The 18,829-nt window shown below is 68.6% G+C and carries 23 protein-coding genes; 22 read left to right on the top strand and 1 reads right to left on the bottom strand.

Annotated features, from left to right (window positions below; genetic code table 11):
* Positions 1-31 precede the first annotated feature (31 nt).
* From ACFWVV_RS09165 to ACFWVV_RS09110, 12 genes are all read left to right on the top strand, one after another.
* The gene (locus ACFWVV_RS09165) at positions 32-583 is read left to right on the top strand and encodes a hypothetical protein (RefSeq protein ID WP_384311947.1); all 552 of its coding nucleotides are present in this window, start codon (positions 32-34) and stop codon (positions 581-583) included.
* Between the two features lie 784 nt (positions 584-1,367).
* Positions 1,368-1,631: a hypothetical protein gene (locus tag ACFWVV_RS09160; protein ID WP_327436076.1), complete on the top strand. Its 264-nt coding sequence runs from the start codon at positions 1,368-1,370 to the stop codon at positions 1,629-1,631.
* A 10-nt stretch (positions 1,632-1,641) separates the two neighbouring features.
* Entirely contained in the window at positions 1,642-2,619 is a 978-nt protein-coding gene (locus tag ACFWVV_RS09155; protein WP_055643658.1) for a bifunctional lytic transglycosylase/C40 family peptidase, read from the top strand.
* 50 nt (positions 2,620-2,669) lie between these two features.
* Positions 2,670-3,008 carry a hypothetical protein gene (locus ACFWVV_RS09150; RefSeq protein WP_007447287.1) on the top strand — a complete coding sequence of 113 codons (339 nt, stop codon included), beginning with the start codon at positions 2,670-2,672 and terminating at the stop codon, positions 3,006-3,008.
* Between the two features lie 21 nt (positions 3,009-3,029).
* Entirely contained in the window at positions 3,030-4,322 is a 1,293-nt protein-coding gene (locus tag ACFWVV_RS09145) for a hypothetical protein (RefSeq protein ID WP_384347754.1), read from the top strand.
* Positions 4,303-5,934 carry a hypothetical protein gene (locus ACFWVV_RS09140; RefSeq protein WP_384311949.1) on the top strand — a complete coding sequence of 544 codons (1,632 nt, stop codon included), beginning with the start codon at positions 4,303-4,305 and terminating at the stop codon, positions 5,932-5,934. The genes ACFWVV_RS09145 and ACFWVV_RS09140 overlap by 20 nt, the downstream gene beginning before the upstream one ends.
* Positions 5,935-5,940: 6 nt before the next feature.
* Positions 5,941-7,467: an SCO6880 family protein gene (locus tag ACFWVV_RS09135; RefSeq protein WP_384311951.1), complete on the top strand. Its 1,527-nt coding sequence runs from the start codon at positions 5,941-5,943 to the stop codon at positions 7,465-7,467.
* Positions 7,464-8,900: an ATP/GTP-binding protein gene (locus tag ACFWVV_RS09130; RefSeq protein ID WP_384311953.1), complete on the top strand. Its 1,437-nt coding sequence runs from the start codon at positions 7,464-7,466 to the stop codon at positions 8,898-8,900. The genes ACFWVV_RS09135 and ACFWVV_RS09130 overlap by 4 nt, the downstream gene beginning before the upstream one ends.
* On the top strand, positions 8,897-9,283 hold the full coding sequence (locus ACFWVV_RS09125; protein WP_384347751.1) for a DUF6238 family protein: 387 nt from the start codon (positions 8,897-8,899) through the stop codon (positions 9,281-9,283). The genes ACFWVV_RS09130 and ACFWVV_RS09125 overlap by 4 nt, the downstream gene beginning before the upstream one ends.
* Entirely contained in the window at positions 9,283-9,546 is a 264-nt protein-coding gene (locus ACFWVV_RS09120; protein WP_384311955.1) for a hypothetical protein, read from the top strand. The genes ACFWVV_RS09125 and ACFWVV_RS09120 overlap by 1 nt, the downstream gene beginning before the upstream one ends.
* Positions 9,547-9,587: 41 nt before the next feature.
* Positions 9,588-11,036 (top strand): type IV secretory system conjugative DNA transfer family protein, encoded by a 1,449-nt coding sequence (locus ACFWVV_RS09115; RefSeq protein WP_384347748.1) that lies wholly within the window; start codon positions 9,588-9,590, stop codon positions 11,034-11,036.
* Positions 11,033-11,536, top strand: coding sequence for a hypothetical protein (locus tag ACFWVV_RS09110; protein ID WP_384311958.1), 504 nt, complete (start codon positions 11,033-11,035; stop codon positions 11,534-11,536). Before ACFWVV_RS09115 ends, ACFWVV_RS09110 begins: the two co-directional genes overlap by 4 nt.
* Before the next feature lie 558 nt (positions 11,537-12,094).
* Here the strand turns inward: ACFWVV_RS09110 and ACFWVV_RS09105 are convergent.
* Positions 12,095-12,727 (bottom strand): HAD-IA family hydrolase, encoded by a 633-nt coding sequence (locus tag ACFWVV_RS09105; protein WP_055643649.1) that lies wholly within the window; start codon positions 12,725-12,727, stop codon positions 12,095-12,097.
* Positions 12,728-12,901: 174 nt separating this feature from the next.
* Between ACFWVV_RS09105 and ACFWVV_RS09100 the strand changes: the two genes are divergently transcribed.
* The 10 genes from ACFWVV_RS09100 (at position 12,902) to fxlA (ending at position 18,677) form a co-directional block, all read left to right on the top strand.
* On the top strand, positions 12,902-14,122 hold the full coding sequence (locus tag ACFWVV_RS09100) for a helix-turn-helix domain-containing protein (RefSeq protein ID WP_384311961.1): 1,221 nt from the start codon (positions 12,902-12,904) through the stop codon (positions 14,120-14,122).
* Positions 14,123-14,203: 81 nt separating this feature from the next.
* The gene (locus ACFWVV_RS09095) at positions 14,204-14,452 is read left to right on the top strand and encodes a hypothetical protein (protein WP_384347745.1); all 249 of its coding nucleotides are present in this window, start codon (positions 14,204-14,206) and stop codon (positions 14,450-14,452) included.
* Complete coding sequence (locus ACFWVV_RS09090; protein ID WP_384311963.1) at positions 14,449-14,643, top strand: hypothetical protein; 195 nt, start codon at positions 14,449-14,451, stop codon at positions 14,641-14,643. The genes ACFWVV_RS09095 and ACFWVV_RS09090 overlap by 4 nt, the downstream gene beginning before the upstream one ends.
* Positions 14,644-14,690: 47 nt before the next feature.
* Positions 14,691-15,107: an ATP-binding protein gene (locus tag ACFWVV_RS09085; RefSeq protein ID WP_384311973.1), complete on the top strand. Its 417-nt coding sequence runs from the start codon at positions 14,691-14,693 to the stop codon at positions 15,105-15,107.
* A 152-nt stretch (positions 15,108-15,259) separates the two neighbouring features.
* Positions 15,260-15,622 (top strand): DUF6415 family natural product biosynthesis protein, encoded by a 363-nt coding sequence (locus tag ACFWVV_RS09080; protein WP_384347742.1) that lies wholly within the window; start codon positions 15,260-15,262, stop codon positions 15,620-15,622.
* Positions 15,616-16,080, top strand: coding sequence for a DUF6302 family protein (locus ACFWVV_RS09075; protein WP_384311967.1), 465 nt, complete (start codon positions 15,616-15,618; stop codon positions 16,078-16,080). The genes ACFWVV_RS09080 and ACFWVV_RS09075 overlap by 7 nt, the downstream gene beginning before the upstream one ends.
* 53 nt (positions 16,081-16,133) lie before the next feature.
* A complete protein-coding gene (locus tag ACFWVV_RS09070) occupies positions 16,134-16,337 on the top strand; it encodes a DUF5999 family protein (RefSeq protein ID WP_055643646.1) in 204 nt (67 codons plus the stop codon).
* On the top strand, positions 16,334-16,981 hold the full coding sequence (locus ACFWVV_RS09065) for a hypothetical protein (RefSeq protein WP_384311969.1): 648 nt from the start codon (positions 16,334-16,336) through the stop codon (positions 16,979-16,981). Before ACFWVV_RS09070 ends, ACFWVV_RS09065 begins: the two co-directional genes overlap by 4 nt.
* Positions 16,982-17,184: 203 nt before the next feature.
* Complete coding sequence (gene fxlM / locus ACFWVV_RS09060; RefSeq protein ID WP_384311971.1) at positions 17,185-18,423, top strand: methyltransferase, FxLD system; 1,239 nt, start codon at positions 17,185-17,187, stop codon at positions 18,421-18,423.
* A 50-nt stretch (positions 18,424-18,473) separates the two neighbouring features.
* A complete protein-coding gene (gene fxlA / locus ACFWVV_RS09055; protein ID WP_248585341.1) occupies positions 18,474-18,677 on the top strand; it encodes an FxLD family lanthipeptide in 204 nt (67 codons plus the stop codon).
* Positions 18,678-18,829 lie beyond the last annotated feature (152 nt).

Below are 18,829 nucleotides of genomic sequence, written 5' to 3'. Positions count from 1 at the left end.
GGCCGGTCAGCTTGATCAGGAAGGAACAACGATGTGGTCTCGCCGACGCGACCGGACGGAGGACGCCATCCGCGCCGATGCCGTACAGGCAGCGTCCGCCCTCACGGTTCACCTCCAGGGCGGGGGCAGTCTTGTGCCGGTCCAGGCGGACGGTCTTGCGCTTGCGGCCGGTGAAGTCGCCTTCGCGGACGTAGCGTGCTCCGCCGCCCGCTTCTACGGGACGGAGGTCGACTACCCCACCTCGGCCAGCGGGTATTTCGAGGATCACCCGACCTTCGGCCGGCGGTGGGTGAGCAACGGTCGTCTCGACGCCCGGCGGCACCAGGAAGCGGAGGACGCCGCCCTTCCGCAGTGGCGCGATCACACCGCCGCCCGAGTGGTGCTCACCTCAACCGGGGTACGGCTCCTGCCGCTGAGGGCTCGTGAGTGGATGCCGTTCGACCACGCCCTTCTGACCGGGGTCGCTGCTGAGCCGTCCGCCGTCGTCCTCTCGTACAGCACGTGCGCACCCCTGCTCCTTTCCGGCCCGGCCGCGCCGTGGCTCGGCGTGGCGATCGAGCACCTGCGCCACGGGGCCGCATAGGGCCCGCAAAGCCTCCCCCCGAGCGAAAGCCGGAACTTAATTCCTGGAATTAAGTTCCGGCTTTTTTCGTGATTCGAGTTGTCCGCGAACCCCTGCAAGGATTCAGGCACGGCCAACGCCACAAGGCGTTTTCCGGCCGTAGAGATCTGCTCACGGTCTCGCCCGAATCACGGAAGGGGCTGATGGCCTTGATATGAGTAACGCGCCCGCCAGCTCAACCGTCTCGCAGAGGCGAAACAAGATCGAACTCTTCCGCAGATGAGACAGGCAGATAGAGCTATACGCTCCGGCCTGCTTTGCGATTTCCCCGGCATTCGCCGGTAAAGCCCGCAGAAGGAATCCCCCTCCTTCCTGCGAAGGAGCGGCGCGGCCCCCAGCCCCCGCGGGACCGCGCCGCTCGCACTTCCGGAATCTCTTGCACCAAGGTTGTGGTCCCCGCATGCCTCGATCCACCCGTTTCATACCCATATGCGCCGCAATAGGTGTGGCTGGTTCCCTGGCCCTTCTGTCGACCGGCTGCTCCAGCTCGACCAACGACGCTTCTGCGGCCTCGACCGTGTCCGCGCAGCCGCACTCCGTCTCTGCGGGCATCCCCGACACGGCCACGCCGCACAGCAGCGCTACCGCCTCCTCGTCAACCACCGGGCTCCCAGCTGACGTTGAGCGGACGGCGCGGGCCTTCGCTACGGCCTACGCAGAACACGACGCCCGCGACGGTGCCGACAGCTCGTACGCGGATGCCGGCGCCCGGGCAGCGCGGCTCGCCTCGGGGGAACTCGCTGGCGTGCTTGCCCAGAAGCGGCCGGGTCAAGACGCCGCCTGGGCCGCCCTGCGGGCCGAGAAGGCACATCAGACGGCCAAGATCACGTCAGCAGCCGTCCCCGACGGCGCACCTGCGGCAACGGCCTCCTCCGCTCTCGTCCGCGTGAGCTACACCCTCACGACCACCCCGAAGTCCGGTCACACGCGCAGCAGTAGCGAACAGCTCGCGCTCCGCCTGGAGCACACCTCCAAGGGCTGGCGCGTCACCGCCTTGCCCTGGGCGTGACGGGGCCGCGATGAACAAGGGCACGCAAGCTGGCCTGGGACTCGTCACGGCCGGGCTCATCACCGGTGTCGCCATGCTGACTACGTTCGGAGGGGCCGACAGCGCCTCCGCGCAGGAAGCCGGTCCGGGTGGCGGCATCACGACGGACGCTCCCGTGCCGGGCTGGGTCCGTGAGCTGATCAACAAGCACGCGGGCGAGTGCCCGCAGGTCACAGCCTCGCTCCTGGCGGCTCAGCTCTACACGGAAAGCCACTTCAACTCCGGCGCGACGTCACCCGTCGGCGCTCTCGGGATCGCCCAGTTCATGCCGGGGACCTGGGCCCAGCACGGCAAGGACGGCGATGGCGACGGAGTCAAGGACGTCCGCAACCCCGCCGACGCCATCGCCGCGCAAGCCGCGTACGACTGCACCTTGGCCGACGAGGTCAAGAAGGTGCCGGGCGACTCGACGGACAACATGCTGGCCGCGTACAACGCGGGCGGCGGCGCGGTGATCAAGTACGGCGGTATCCCCCCGTACCCCGAGACCCGCAACTACGTGCGCAGCATCCGCGCTCTGGCCTCGAAATGGGCCGACGCCGTAAGCCCGGACGCACCGGCCGGCAAGGGCGCCGCCCGCGCGATCTCGGCCGCGAAGACGGCTCTGGGCACTTGGTACCGGTGGGGCGGCAGTTGCGTCATGCCGTACGAGGGCGTGGGCGGCTGTGACTGCTCCTCGCTTACCAAGATGGCCTGGTCAGCGGCGGGAGTGAACCTGCCGCGAACCACGTACGACCAGGTCCACGCCGGGACCGCCGTCAAGGCCGTCTCCCAACTCGTCCCGGGCGACCTGCTGTTCAGCGTCCCCGGCAGCGCCGGCCCTGAGCACGTCGGCATGTACATCGGCGGCGGCCAGGTCATCGACGCACCGCACACCGGGGCTCAGGTGCGGATCAAGCCGCTCAGCTACTGGAAACCGCAGATCATCGCGATGCGGCACGTTGGCTAATCATGCCAAAACATCCCAAACCATTCCTCACAGCACCAAGGGGCTGAACCATGCACAACCTCCTTTCTGCCGCTGCCGATCCCTCCCTGCACACGACCCTCGCCGCCGGAGCCGATGTCGTGTCCGGCGTGAAGCCGGACTGGGGCCCCTTCGGGAAGCTCGGCGGCACGGCGAAGGTCATCCTGGGTGTCATCGCCGCCGTCGTCCTCGTCGTCGGCGCCGGTGCCTTCCTCGCCGGTGTCGGCAAGTCGAAGGGGTGGTTCGGTGAGGGCCACTCCACGATGGACAGCTCGCGCGGCAAGGGCATGATGGTCGGCGGCCTGACCTGCGTCTTCCTCGTAGCCAGCTTCGGCACCATCTTCGCCATCACGTACGGCATGGGTGTGTGACCCATGCCTACCCGATCCCGGATGAACGTTTCCTCCTCGAAAGCCAGCGGAGCGCGCCGCTCGTCGGCCAGGCTCTGGGGCATCGCGGCCGGCGGCGCGGCCGTGGTCACCGCGGCCGGGGTGGTCGTCAGCATGACGACGGGCACCCCTCCGGCCACGGCCCCCTCCGCGTCGGCACCCGCCCACTCGGCTCCGCAGGCGAGCGGGGAAGGCGTGCGGGAGCTGCACGGCGTCCCCGTCGGCTACCCGCACACTCGATCCGGCGCCAAGGCGGCAGCGGCCAACTACACGACGGTCAGCGGGAGCTCGCAGTTCCTCACGGACAAAGACGCGCGGCACCGTGCGGTGGCAGTTATGGCGGCCAAGGGCTCGGCTGATGCGGCGGTGAAGAAGGCCGACCACGCTGCCGAGGACGCGGTCGGCTCCCTGCGGGGCGACACCTCCAAGGTCTCCGTCAAGAAGACCGTCGCGCGTACCGGTGTCCTCTCGGCGCATGTCCTGGGCTTCGACGCCCACGGGGCGATGGTGCGGCTGTGGACGACGACGGTTCGCGGCAGCACGGCCGGGCACGCGACACCGAAGACGGGTTTCCAGTCGGTGACGGTCACCCTCACCTGGGAGTCCGACGACTGGAAGCTGAAGGACAGTTCGGCCTCGACGGGACTGGTCGTTCCGAGCGACGTGCGGCAGGCATCCAACGTACCGGGCGACTTCTCGGACTACGTTCCGGCCGCTGCAGAAGACCCCGTGCTGAGCGGCGCCGAAGACCGAAGTGGATTCCCGGCACCGTACGGACACAACGAGCGCGGCGCTCGTGCCGCTGCCGTCAGCGCCACCATGCTCTACGGCGACCCTCGGTTCTTCACCGATGAGGGCTGGCGGCACCGGATGCTGGCGGCCACCGCCGCGTCGAGCGTGCTGCACTCGATCACCTCGGACACCGACTCGACGGCTCGTCTGGTCATGGAGAACCGCGGGGTCGGCGCGGACGGGAAGACCGCCGACGGCAGCGAACTGATCACGCGGACTGCGGCGCTCGCCACCCGCTCGATCTCCTACTCCGACCAAGCCGCGAGCATCGAGCTGTGGACGGCGTCGGTGGGCGGCGTCGCCGGGAAGGACGAGACTCAGCGCCCGCAGGTCGCCTTCCTGCGGATGACCGTGGATCTGGTCTGGGAGGACGGCACCTGGAAGACGACGGCCGTCACGCCGTCCGAACCGCTCGTGCCGTCTCCGCCGGCCATGCAGGAGGCGGCCCCGGCCGACAGCTTCGCGGACGTGGGGGGTGCCAGCAATGCGCCTGCGACTGCGTGACGACGCCCCCGGCCTGCTGACCATCGAGCGGGGAGCGCCGGGTCGCTGGCGCCGCCGCCTCCAGGCGGTGGCGATGGTCAACGTGATCATCGGGTTCGTGTTTGTGCCCTCGGCGGTGGCGAACCCCTTCTGCTACATCCCGATGGTGTGTGAGGCGAAGGCGGCCATTGACTTCGTCAAGGACCCGCTGGGGTTCCTGCTCCAGAAGCTCACCGAGGCGAACATCTGGTTCCTGCGCAAGATGCTGGAGCTGATCCAGAACACCACGAAGATCGACCTGACGAGCCCCGGCTTCCTGAAGCAGTACGCGATCATCTTCGCGGCCTCCAGCCTGCTCACCGTGGCCCTCTGGTTGATCGCTGTGGCCAAGCGGGCGGTCCGCGGAGTCGCCCTGACCACCGCCGTCTCCGAGGCGATCGGCTTCCTGCTCCTCCAGTTCGTGGTCAACGCCATGACGCCGGGCGCAATCGCGCTGCTGATGAAGGCCATTGACGAAGTCACGGCCGTCTTCGAGCCGTACGCGACGAGCAACTTCAAGCCGTTCCTGGAGAACATCCTCAAGGTCATGGCAGCTAACCCCACGGAGGGCGTGGGACAGCTGCTGGTCGTCAACCTCATCATGATGTGCGGCGCCCTGCTGATGTGGATCGAGCTGCTGATCCGCAGCGCGGCCATCTACGTGGCCGTCGCGCTCGGGCCGATCGTCAACGCCGGGCTGGTCGATCGCGACCTGTGGGGCAAGTCGAAGAAGTGGTTCGGCGCCATCTTCGCCATCGGCCTGAGTAAACCGATCTTGTTCGCCCTGCTGGGCCTGGGCGGCGCGATCCTCAGCGACACATCGGGGAGCATGTCCGACGCGGTCTCCAAGACCTTGGTCGGCGCGTTGATCCTCCTGCTCGCCGTCTTCGCGTCCGCCACGCTCTACAAGTGGGTGCCTGCCTTCGGCGACGAGATGGCCAGCCTCCACCACGACCGGAAGACTGCACAGTCCTCCGGCCCGGCCGCCGCGATCGACGGCCCCGCCCAGCACGCCAACAGGGCGATGGGCGCTCGTGTCCAGGACTCCTTGGTCGGCGGCTCCAAGACCGCTGGCGCCAAGACCGCTGGCGCGAAGATGGGCGGCGGAACTGCTGTGGCCGGACCGGTCGCGGCCGGTGCCGCCATCGCCAAGGCCGGCGTCGACATGGCGAAGAACAAGGCCACCAGTTCCCCGGGCGCGCAGGGCACCGACGCCGCAGGCGGCGGCAAGCCCGAACAGCCCGAAAGCCAGCAGGGCGGCGACGACACCGCCGGTACGTCCGGTGCACCGGCCGCCGCTCGTCCCCAGGGAGCGACCTCCGACCCGGTCGTCAGCTCTTCTCCGGACTGGTCCTCGGCCGGTGGGCACGCCTCGGCCGGACGCCCACCGGGAGCCAACGGGGCACCGAGCACAGCACAGCCGCCCTCCCCGCCGTCAACCGGCACGGGAACCTCGGGCCCGACACCGCCCGCCTCCCCCTCCTCCTCATCAGGAACCACCTCGGGCTCCGGGCCCTCCGTCACGCCCCCGCCGCCCTCGCGGCGCTCGGGCGGCCAGGCACCCGGACGACCGAACCCCAGCAAGGATCAGTGACCCTCCATGTCGACTCGTACGTATCAGTTCGGAAAGCACCGCCCCACAGGGCTGGTCGGCCGCCGCGACCTCGGCGAACAGGTCGTTCTCGGCGGCGGCGCCGTCACCGGCATCCTCTTCGGCTACCTCTTCAACGGCGTGACGGCCATCGCCGCAACGTCCCTGGTCCTGCCGATCCTGCTCGCCCTGGTCATCGTGTACGCCCCGTACCGGCCCAAGGGCACGTCCCAGCGGCGCACCATCTACCGCTGGTGGCGGATCAACCGCTACCACCGCAAGGCGCTCCGCCGTACCGGCGGCGTGTGGGTGTCCCCGGCTGTCGAGGCCGGCGTGCGTGCCAATGGCACGCCCCCGGACGCCGCTCTTGTGGAGCCGGAAGGCGTCACGGGCATGACGTGGGTGCCGGTCACAGTTCGCGGCCAGCAGGCCATCGTGGTCCTCCAGCCGGAGGCCGGGTGCGTCACAGCCACTCTGGAGATCGCCTCGCCCGGCCTCGGCGGCAAGGAAGTCGGTGAGCAGATCGTGGCCCTGGAGCGCTGGGGCGAACTCCTCGACGCCTTCGGGAACGTCGAAGAACACCCAGTGAAGCGCATCCAGGTCCTGGCCCGGCAGATGAAGTCGGACCCCTACGCCCACCAGCGTTACATCGCGCAGCGCGACGAGTCGGCCGCGACGACGGACGCCCCGCAGTGGCTGAAGGACTCGTACGACGTGCTGGCCAACGCCGTCTCCACCAGCGCCGAGGAACACCGCTACTACATCACCATCCACGCCCGGTTCACCCGCGACCTGGCGGCCGAGGGCGCCGCCCGCGGTACCGGTGACGAGGGAATCGCCGCCGCCATGGCCGCGTACCTGGATGAGCTGTGGTCCCGCGCGGAGGACGCCGACCTCTCCGTGATCGCGCCCCTGGACGAAGGCCGGATGACGGCGTTCATCCGCAACTCCTACGACCCTGACCACGCCATCTGGGACACAGACCTCCGACAGGCGCACGCCTTCCCCCGCAACGTCGACGTCCGCGACGGCGCCCACGTTGCCACCCGCGCGGCAGGCTCCACGGACAGCTGGTACCACGCCACGGCCGCCGTCGTCGGATGGCCCACGAGCCCCGTCGGCCCCGACTTCCTCTCGCCTCTGCTGATCGGGATGCCCGACGTCATCCGCACCATCTCGATCACGCAACAGCTCGAACCCAACGACAAGGCCGTGGAGCGGATGCTCGCGGAGGACACGAACAACCAGGCCGAGATCGACCGCGACCGCAAGCGCGGCAAGAACATCGACCCGCGCGACCAGATCGCCGCCAGCGCTACCGGATCACGCGGCATGACCCTGGCCTCCTCCGGCGCGGCCGGCTCCGCCGTCGTCGGCTACATCACCATCTCCTCGCGCAGCGCCGAAGAACTGGAGCGCACCAAGCGCACCACCGCCTCCCGCGCCCGCAACGCGCACCTGCGGATCGAATGGCTCGACCTCGAACACGCCCGTGCTTTCGCCACGACCCTGCCCCTCGCCGGAGGCATCAAGTGACCGACCTGCTCGACCTCGCCCCGCTGTCGCCGATGCACGAGACGGTGCGCCGTCCCCTCTACACCGAGACGACCACCAGCCAGGCCCTGTATCTGCCGATTGCCCCGCCGACCCTCGGCACGGCGGGCGCGATCATCGGCCGGGAGCTGTACTCGGGCAAGGCGTTCATCTACTGCCCATTTTCGGCGTTCGGTGACGGCCTGCCCGGCGGCAACATGATCGTCATGGGGGACACGGGCCGGGGGAAGTCGGCCCTGACCAAGACGTACGCCGGCCGGCAGATCCGCCTCGGGCGTCAGGTCGTCGTCCTCGACACCAAGGAGCAGAAGGAGCGCGAGGAGGGCGAGTGGGCCGCGCTCGGTCGCTCGCTGACCGGAAAGTCCCCGGTGAAGTTCGCGCCCGGCGGCGGTCGTGGTGCCTCGTGCATCAACCCGATGGACCCGGCCATCGCGGGTAAGCGGCAAGTCGAGCTGGTGCGCACGATCGTTGAACTGGGTCTCGGCAAGGCCCTGGACGAGTTCGCCGGCTCTGCCCTGCGGATCGCGATCCGCAGGGCCCACCAGAGGGCGGGAGAACTCGGCCGCACCCCGGTCCTGGCCGATGTCTCCGCCGCGCTGCGGTCCCCGGAGGAGTCCGACGCGACGGCCAAGAAGCGTACGCGGGACGAACTTCTCGGTGATGGCCTGGAGGCGTCCTACGTCCTGGACCGGCTGTGCGGCAGCGAACAGGACGCGACCGGCGACCTGACGGGCATGCTCGACGGCCCGACGAGCCTGGGCGTGGATCTCGACGCCGACATGATCGTTTTCGACCTGACAAAGGTTCCGTCCGGCGGCGTCGCCATGACCATCCTCGTCGCTGTGATCTCGGTCTTCCTTGAAGAGGTCTGGCTGCGCCCGCTGTGCGAATGCGGGACGGAGCCGGGGCAGCACAACCGCGTCGTGGTCGACGCGAACTCCGGGGCCTGGGAGCTGGGGCCGAACCCCGGCTCCGGCTGCCGCCGCTACACGCAGCGCAAGCGCATCCTCGTCTGCGAGGAAGCCTGGCACATCCTCGGAACCCCCCAACTCGCATCGCTGCTTGAGAAGTTCCTGAAGTTCGCGCGGGGTTACGGGCTGAGCTGCATCTTTATCGTCCATCACCTGTCCGACATTGACGACAGCCCGGAGACCCAAGCGGCGTTGAAGATGGCCGACACCATCGTGATCTACAGCCAGAAGAAGGCGGAGGCGGAAGCGACGGTGGCCCGGCTGGGTCTGCCGTCCTGGACTGCCGAGCACATCATGCGCTTGCGTCGCGGGATCGCGCTGTGGAAGGTCGGCGAGGTGATCTACCCCGGCGTCCAGCACCTCTTGGTGGAGGCCGAGCAGCACCTGTGCTTCTCCTCCGGCTCGATGACTGACCTGACGAGCACCTCGCCGGATGCCGAATGAGCGGATACCGCCGCCTCTCCGCCGCCGACCCCTTTTACGCAGATTCGGAACGAGCCCTCGCCATGACCGTCACCACCGACCACACCACGCTTCCCGCCGACGAACGCGCGGTGCGACAGGACATCGACCAGTTGCACGCCGAAGCGCTCGACCTCGCCCGGCGTATGAAAGAACTGGCCCTCGTGCTGGACCACGGCGACTACTCCGCCGCGGGAGGTCGCGTACGTACGGCCGTCGCCCATATCTGGCGAGCCGCCGAGGATTTGCACAGCGCCTTCCACACCGCGCCCCCGCGCTGTGCCGGGCCCGATGCGTCGATGTCGCGGCTGTGCGGCCGGCGGATGCGCTACCTGGCGGCCCGCGTCGCCCGGAGGGCCGAGTAATGGACATCATGCCCGGCGGAATCTCCCTGGCCCTGTACGCCGTGACGGCCGTGTGCGCGGTGGCCCTGGTGACGCTCTGGTTCCTGCTGAACCGCGGACGACGCAACGCGGGGTTCGCGAGCAAGGCACAGCTCAAGCGCCAGATGTCGGCCAAAGCAGTCTTGAAGGCCACCGAAATTCGGCCCTCCCTCACCAGCGACGACGGCCACCCCAGCCGCGCAGCCGGGGTGAGCTTCGCGAAGGACCGCTCCGCCGCTCGCTGACCTTCTCTCTCCTCGTCGCCCACCTCGCTCCGGAGTACGTCATGCACCACCTTCTCGATCCTCACGATTTCGGCTACTCGCTGGGCACCTCGCAGCGCCCGAAGGGCGTCGATCTCTGGTCCCGCGCCGACAAGGCATGCCGGGTCATCGGCCCGATGGGCAGCGGAAAGACGATGAGGTTCTTCGCCCCGCTCGTCCGCAACTGGGTCGGGCCGGTCCTGGCCACCTCGACCAAGCCCGATCTGGTCGAACTGACCCTCGACGCGCGGCAGCGGGATGGCCGCCCCGTCGCGGTCTTCGACCCGCAGAACATCGCGCCGAGCCTCCCGCGCTTCCGGTGGACGCCGATCAACGGCGCAGCCGACACGGAGGTGGCGATGATGCGTGGGAAGGCGTTCGTCGCGGGCTCGCGCACCCCCAACGGCGCGGCACAATCCAGCGAGGGCAGCGCCTTCTACAAGGGGCAGGCGTCCAAGATCCTCGCTGCCTTCTTCCATGCCGCCGCCCTCGACGGGGCCTCCCTCGACTGGGTGCTGCGGTGGGCCCGCAAGCTGACCGACCCCGCTCCCCTCGGCATCCTCAACGCTCACCCCGGTGCCGGTCCCGGCTGGGCGGACATGCTCCGCACGGCGACCACCGGCGACAGCCGCACCGTCGGCAACACGGCCAGCACCCTGGACGCGGCTCTCGAACCCTTCATGCACCAGTCGGTGATCAACGCCCTCCAGGGAGACCGAGAGGACCCCACGGATTTCGGCGCTTTCCTCGACGCCGGGGGCACCCTCTACCTCCTCGGCAAGGACAGCGAGGTGAACAGCGTCGCGCCGCTGACCACCGCGATAGCCGAAGACCTTCTGGATCTCGCGGAGGCGCACGCCCTCGCCTCCCCGGCCGGGCGGCTCGACCCCGCTCTCCTCGCGGCCCTGGACGAGGCGCCGAACATCGCGCCGATCCCCTCCCTGCGCCAACGCGTCGCCGACGGCCGGGGCCGTGGCATCACGGTCGTCTACGGCCTCCAGGCGTGGGCGTCTGCGCGTGCCCGCTTCGGCGAGGACACCGCCAAGGAGCTGGCGGCCTTCACCAACAACGTCATCGTCCTGCCCGGGGACAAGGACCCCGACTTCCTGAAGGACATGTCTGACCTGTGCGGTCAGGTCGAGCGAGAGCGCACGACGAAGACCACGTCCGGCGGGGACCGCGGCGGCCACTCGACGGCCACGCACATGGCGCTCGAACCCGTTCTTCGAGGAGACGAGATCAGGGGCCTGCCCGCGGGGCACGCTCTGGTCCTCGCGGACAACCTCCCGCCGATCGTCACCCGGCTCGACGGCATGTGGACCTGGGATTCCTGGCCCGAGATCGAGGGTCACGTCCGTGACCTTCGAGCCGCCAACGAAGCCGAGCGGACCCGGCGGGACACCGAGAAGAAGAACCAGGCCAAGGTCCACGCGGCGGCGTGGGCTGGCCGTGAAGGAACGGCTGCCGCATGACCGAGACCCTGACCCGCTTCGAGCCCTTTCCCGAGCCGCCCGCACTGATCCTGGAGTACATAGCGGAACGGAGCACGGAGGAATCTGTGGCCGCCGACGGTCCTGCTCCGTGGGACATCGGCGCCCTGTCAGCGGAGCTGATCGAGCCGATGCCTGCGTGGCTCGATTCCGTGTGCCGCTGGCTGAACAGGACCTACGCCTGGCAACCGCAGGACGTCATCCCGCCCTGCTGGGCGAAGCACGAGGGCCTGGCATACGAGATCGCGGCCCTGGCCTTCGCCAGGGGAGACGCGTATGCGGAGGCGGGCTCGTCCGTAATCTGGCACGAGCAGTACGACCGCTTCCTCACTCGAATGAACAAGTCGTTGGGCAAGGCAGGCGACGAATGCCGCGTCGGCAAGCACGACGACCGTCCGGCGCGTTTCCAGCTCGCGGCCTGGCCCACGGCCAAGAGCGAGGAGACGGGATCTGCGAGCCGAGTCGAGGAGATGGCCGGATGATGACGGACCCGAACATGGTCTTCTCGACGGACCCTCGTCACGGACTGGTGGCGCGAAGCGGCTGGGAGCAGGAGGAAGCCCGGACCGTGCTCCGTGATCTCGGTTGGGAGTGGGCGGAGGAACTGCACGCCCTCGTCCCACCGGACGACGTGCCGGAGGTCGACGCCGGCCTTCAGGCAGTGGAGGAACTGCACCTGCACGGGCACCGGACCGGGTACTCCGTGGGTCCCTACGGCACGATGCGGTTGACCCTGGAGCGCGCGGAGCAGGTGTTCACGAAGGTCGCCGCTCGGGAGCCTGGTGAGGTCACCCCCGAAGTGGGCGCGAAAGATGATCAGCCTGGAAGAGCGGAGACAAGGCGGCCTACGTACGGGGGCGTATCCGTTTCAGAAGGGCCGGGCGAACCCGACGGGCCCGAGTCCCCAGCAATCTAGAACGCCCTCCAGCAAGAGCCCCTACCTGTCCTTCAGCGTTCGAGGAGCCCTAGCGGTTCCTCGAACGCTGCTGCCGTTCGTTGGCCGGCGTGACGTCCCCGGCGAGCTGTTTCGCTCTGTTCGTTCAGGCGGGAGCGGGGTCGAGGAGAAGTGAGTCGAGGATGGCAGCTGTCCCGGTGGGATCGGTCGTGTGGTGCACGGTGCGGATGCCCAGGGTCTCAGCGGGCGGCAGGTTCTCCGCGTGGTCATCAACGAAGACGCACTCAGGACCGGTCAGGTCTAGGGCGTCAAGCGCACGCTGATAGATGAGCGGCGACGGCTTCCGTACGCCCTCCAGCTCCGACAAGATCACGGCATCGAAGAAGTCCGTCCACATGCCCTTGTCCTCGTACGGGTTGTAGGGCTCGATCCCGAACGAGTTGCTGAGCATGGCCACCTTGATCCCCGCCGCGCGAGCGCGCTTCGCGGCGGCGACGATCTGAGGCTCCGGGTGGAGGTTGGCCAGAGCGCGCCGCATCAGGTCGGTGGAGTCGATACCGAGGATGCCGCCGATGACACGGTTCCAGTCCTCCTGGGTTGCCTCACCGACCTCCAGCGCTGCGTAGATCGCGACGCCGTCGGGATGCTCATTCAGCGCCGCGAAATACGCGCCTGGAGTCAATCCCTCCGTCCTCTCGAACGCCTGCCCGTTCAGTCGCATCCGAGTGGTGAGCACACCACCGAAGTCGAGAATCAGGCCACGGTATGGGGCTGGCAAAGCGGCCTCCTTGCCGATCTTTCCTACCTGTACGCGGTCCCCCGGTCGCGGGGCGACAGGGGGACCGTTGAGTGCCCTCCCCAGAGGGAGAGACCCCCAGTATCGCCCCTCCCCTAAGCACCTGGGCCTACGCTTGACACGAGTGCCCTGTCCACTACGGCGAACGGTCAACCCATGGTGTATGACGGAGAGTTGTTCAGCATCGGCCAACGGATCAAGTGGTGGCGTGAGCGCCGGGGCTTGTCCCAAAGGATGCTGGGAGACCTAATTGGCAGGTCAGAGAACTGGGTCTACAAGATTGAGAACGACCGGATGCCCCTGGACCGGCTTCCGATCCTGATCGCCCTGAGTAAGCAGCTGCGGTGCAGTCTGGAGGACCTGACGGGCGGCTACGTGTCCGGAATCGTTACGGCGGGCACGGAGCACGAGCACGTTCCGCTCATCCGACAGGCCCTGTCGCTGCCCGCCTCCCTCCTTCCGCAACGGATCGGGTCGGTCACCTCCGACGACTTCGAGGCGTCGGTTACGGACGCCTGGAAGGTCTACGAGACGCAGGCTGATGACCGGTACCGCGATGTCGGTGAGCGGCTGCCCACGCTGCTGCGGCAGGGACACGCCGCTCTGCGCGACGCCTCGCCTGAGCAGGAGGGCACCGTCCTCCGGCAGCTCATCAGCCTCTACGGCCTGCACCAGATCTGGCTTCGTCGCGTCGGTGAACCGACCCTCGCCCGCATTGCGGCCGACCGCGGCCTCTCCCTCGCGGACAACGCCGGTGACCCAGCCCTCCTCGCCGCTGCGGCCTGGAACCTGGCCTGCGTTCTCACTTCCGCTGGAGATGTGGAAGACAGCTACGAACTCGCCCGGCAGACCATCGCCCAGTGCCGACCGCACGACGACTCCAATTCGGAGCACTGGTCCGCGTACGGCGCACTGCACCTGCAAGGTGCCGTTGCCGCCGTACGCGCTACAAAGGGCCCGAGGGCGTGGGATCTGTACAACGGAGCGCAGCAGGCCGTGGACCGGGTCGGCGCGGACCTCAACCACTGGCACACGTGCTTCGGGCCGACGAACTTCGCCATGCACGAGGTACACCTGAAGGCGGAGGAGGGCGACACCAGCGAAGCGCTTCGCGCCGCCGATCACGTCCTCGTCAACGAAGAGGTCCCGCTCGAACGTCGGACCCGGTACCTGATCGAGGTGATGAACCTCAACCGCATCCAGCGAGACGACTACGCGACGGTGCACATTCTCGGCAAGCTGCTGAAGCAGTCTCCGGAGGAGATCGTGTTCTCTCCCCTGGTCAGGGAGGCGGTGGCCGACCTACTGAAGCGCGAGAAGCCGATGTGGCGCGATGACCTTCGTGCGGTAGCGAAGCACATCGGGCTCGCCGCGTAGGCATATGCCAACCCTGAGCGTTACTCAGCCCTGATTTTTTCTCAGGGGTGGGGTTCCGAAGTGGCCCTACGTTTACGGGTCATGACGACAAGTCACGCTCAGACGGAAGCTGGCGCGGCGCCTTTACCGCCCGCCAAGCGCCACCTCCGCCTTGCCCGTGAGGCCGAGGTCGCGCACACGGAGGCCGGTCGTTTCGCGGTCCCCCTCGACCTGCACGAGGGGGCCGCGGAGCCCGCGACCATTCCGCTGGTCCTGACGGCCGATGAAGCGGTTGCTTTGCACAGCAGGCTCGGGGCCCTCTTCCCGTTCACGGAAGGGGACCACCGATGACCGCACGAACTCCCGCAGATCGTCAGCGCCGCCGCAACCTCGCGGACGCTGCGAACACACCGTTGCCCGCTTTTGCCGGACTGCTCCGGCACGTCCCGGGCCAGCAGCGCCGGACGGGCCCGCTCGTTTCCCTCGACGACCGGGCCGCCCCGGAAGACGGGGCCGCCTCACAGATCGGGACGGAGCGGTGATCGGCCCGGCGTCGCAGCGCCCGACCGCAACTCGTACCGGCGGCCTGTTGGAGGAGCGTTTCCTCATCACCAAGCACTCCCCGGGCGAGCGCCCCCCTCCCGTAGACGAGTCCCGCGTCCGCGCCATGAGGCTCGTGACCCGCGAACGTCTCACCTCCCGCGGTCTGACCTGCGTCGCCGACGACGCGACACTCGTTGTCTCTGAGCTGATCACCAATGCCATCGTGCACAGCGGTGGCAGGCAAATCCGGCTGACCCTTGACGTGCGCGATGGCGTCCTGCGCATCCGTGTCCATGACGGCGTGCCCGGACCTCGCCCCACTGCTCAGTGCCCCGAGGACGACGCCGAGAACGGTCGCGGCCTGGTGCTCGTGGAAGAGATCGCCCGAAGCAGACACGGCGCGTGGGGTGTCAGCGACGACGGCGCCACCACGTGGTGCGAGCTGAGTTTGGTGGCGTGCTGATGACGAACACCGCATTACGCGACGAGACGACTAGCCCAGAGACCATGCCGGTCCGCGTTAAGGACCCGACGGTCCCCACGAACCCTTGGACTCCTCCACACGGTGAGGAGGAGGCCCGGCGGTACCTGAGCGCAGTGCGCGAGTGGGCAAGCGTGGATTGGAACGAGGTGTACGACGACCTCGACACCATCCTGCACGGCGAGGAAGAGATCAGCCACCACGCCGCGGGCCCGTCCGGCGGAGCACCATTACCCAACCACGACAACGATGCCCTTACTCAGCGCTTCCTCATGGCGCTCAAGCTGCTTGTAGCCCGCGCCTTGCGAGACAAAGCCGACGAGAAGCACCCGGACATCGCCGCTCTGATCGGACAGGCCCGCACGCTGCGTGCCGAGGTAGTGGCCGGCGACGCGGGACAGACCATCGGACTCGTTCGGAAGCTGGCGCGGCTCACCCTCGATCTCGCCGAGCTTCTGGAAGAGGCCGGGATCGTCAGGGGGCTGGTCGAGTGCTGACGACCACCAAGGCTTCGGCGCGTTCGTTCGGTCCTTCCCTCTGCCCTGCCGAGGAGGCGTACGACTTCGAGCACTTCCGGGACCGCCTTGCCCGGCCCGAGGTCCTTGCTCACGCTGTCGCGGTACGCGTCTTCCGGGCACCACTGCTTGCCGTGCCGGTCGGCGCCCCGCGTCGCGGCGGATACATGTCCTTCGATCTGCTGTCCCTGGCAATAGGGGCACGCGACCTACTCACGAACCGGCCGGGGTTTCCGGACCTCCGCGTCCGATGGTCGCCGTACCGCGATACCTGCCACACCGTCGAGTGGGGCGATCCCGCTCCCGAGTGGTGGGAGGACGACGCGGTCTTCGGCCGCTTCTACGGCTACAGCGAGTCCGCCATCACCTCGTTTGTACGTGCACGCCCACAGACACCCTCTTCGGCAACCTCCACTCCGTGTTCCCCCACGGCTTCGTAGTCGCCGAAGAGGGCCCAACTTCCCCACACTGCCTTGAGAGGACGACGAGTACGATGTGCCAGCACACCCCGCCGTGTCCCACGGCCGAGGCTTCCGACCGAGAGGCCGCCCGCCCCACGGTGGCCCACCCTGAACAGGGCTGGAGCCTGCTGTGCAACGGGGTGTTGCTCTTCGAGGACACCGGCGAGCTGTTGCCGGACGGCCAGATCGTCGCTCCGCACCGGCCGGTCGCGCTCGCCGCCGGGAGCACCGCGTGACCACCGCTCCCCAGATCGTCGTGCCCTACATCACCGCCCGGGAGGGCGAAGAGGCCGACTCATTCCTCAATCTGCGCATGGGCCGCGGGCCGGACGGCCGGCCACGTCTCCGATACGTGGATGAGGCGCCGCCGGACCGGGACCTCAAGGGCGTGCTCTGGGCCCGCTACTCCATGTCGCTCGACACCTTCGGGCAGCCCTGGGGGACACCGCACTGGCGGATGGTTCACCCGCACCGTCAACGCGTGACGATGGCGCTGCTGCGGTGCCAGGTATGCACCGTCCAGTTGAAGCGCACCGACGGCATCCTCTTCCTGGAAACGGCGGGTGAAGAGAGCTACGACGGTCCAGTGAAGACCGCGCAGCCGCCGGTCTGTCTGGAGCACGCCCGGATGGCGGCAGGCCGGTGCCCACGGCTCAGGGCAAGGGGCCACGTGGCGCTTCTCGCCACCCGTTTCCCGCTGTACGGCGTGATCGGCCACGCGTACCAGTGGAGCGCGAACGGCCTACAGGCCCTCTCGGACATGGACTCCCCCATCCCTTACCGCCATCCCCAGATCGGCATGTTCCTGGCCTCCCAGCTCGTACGGGAACTGCGGGAGTACAAGGTCGTCAACTTGGACGATCTTGGGCCCGCCGCCTAGACGGCCGCCCGGCTCTCCTGAGTGGTACAGACAGGACCTCCGGGCGGCTCACCACCGGCGCCGGACCTTCGCGCGCCGTCCAGCACGAACCCGCCAACCTTCGGCGGTCCGACGAGAACGGAGAGCTTTCGCCGATAGCCTCCCGGCCCCGGCACGCGTGCCGGCCCACCCGCCCCCCGAACACGAACGACTGAAGGAAGTCCATGACGAACACGACCGTCGAGCCCGACGAGGCGACCCGCCTGCGGAACAAGGTGGTGGACGAGCTCTGCGCGGACGGCAACATCTCCTCCCCGGAGATCGAAGCGGTGATGCGCAAGGTGCCCCGGCACGAGTTCACCCCCGCCGACACGCCGCTGGACAAGGCGTACGACACGTACGCCGCCGTGATCACCAAGACGGACGAGCACGGTGTGCAGCTCAGCTCCGTCTCCGCGCCGCAGATCCAGGCCATGATGCTGGAGCAGGCCCAGGTGAAGCCCGGGATGCGGGTCCTGGAGATCGGCTCGGGCGGGCTGAACGCGGCCTACCTCGCCGAACTCGTCGGCGAGGACGGTGAAGTCGTCACCGTGGACATTGACCCCGTCGTCACCGATCTCGCGCGCCAGCTCCTGAACGAGCACGGCTACGGCCGAGTTCACGTCGTCACCGCCGACGCCGCCGAGCCCATCCCGGACCTCGGTGAGGTCGACGTCGTGATGGTGACCGCCGGGGCCTGGGACGTCTCCCCGGCGTGGACCGCGCAGCTCAAGCAGGGCGGCCGGCTCGTCGTCCCGCTGCGGATGCGCGGCCTGACCCGGTCGGTCGCCTTCATCCAGGTCACGGGCGAGCACGGTCCCTACCTGGAAAGCGAGTCGGCGCGGATCTGCGGCTTCGTCCCGATGCAGGGCTCGACCGCCCACCGGGAAGAACTCCTCCTGGTCAACGGCACCCCGGAGATCGGGCTCAAGTTCGATGACGGCCTGCCGGCCGACCCGCACCGGCTCGACAACGCCGTCACGTTTCCGCGCCACGAATTGTGGACCGGCGTCACTGTTCGCATCCAGGAACTCATCGACACCCTTCAGATGGCGATGGCGATCTCCCTGCCGGGCTTCTGCACGATGGCCGTCGACGAGAACTCGAACACGGGCGTGGTCGCCCCCGTGAACAAGCGGTTCGCGCTCGCGGCCGTCGAGGACGACACCTTCGCCTATCTCGTCACCCGCCGCACCGAGGACAACAAGCACCTGGAGTACGGGGTGCACGCCCTCGGTCCGCACGCGGAGCAGTTCGCCGACAAGATCGCCGGCGTGCTCCGCGACTGGGAGGCCAACCGGCGCGGCGGCCCCAGCCCGGTCATCCGGGTCTATCCGGCCGGCACCCCCGATGACCAGATCCCGGCCGACCGGGTCATCGACAAGGTGCACAGCCGGGTCTCGCTCTCCTGGCCCTCGGCGTAACACCGGGAGCCAGGTCGTCCCGCACCACCCCAACAAGAGGAAGGCACATCATGACGAGCGCCACTCTCGCCCCGCCCCCGGTCGCGCCCGCCCCGCTGGCGGGCCTGGACGACGACTTCGCGCCCCTGGACGTGAAGGTCGTCATCGCCGAGCACTCGTACGGCCATCTCATGTGCTCCACGGGCGACGGTTGCGGCACCACCTGCGCGACCGGTGCCTCCGCCTGCGGTTCCTTCACCGAGGACCCGGCCTGATCCAGGCCGACCCCTGACCTGTGGGCCGGGGGGCGCGGGGAGCCCCGCCCCCCGGCCCCCCACCCCCCCCCCCGGCCCCGCGCGCACGGACGCGAACGCGGAGGGCGGCGGCCACGCAAGCCCGACGCCCGCGGGAGACGTGCGCGACAACC

The sequence above is a fragment of the Streptomyces sp. NPDC058663 genome (genome assembly GCF_042716745.1).
In the GTDB taxonomy this organism is placed as follows: domain Bacteria; phylum Actinomycetota; class Actinomycetes; order Streptomycetales; family Streptomycetaceae; genus Streptomyces.
This window is presented reverse-complemented; position numbering and strand designations above follow the sequence as displayed.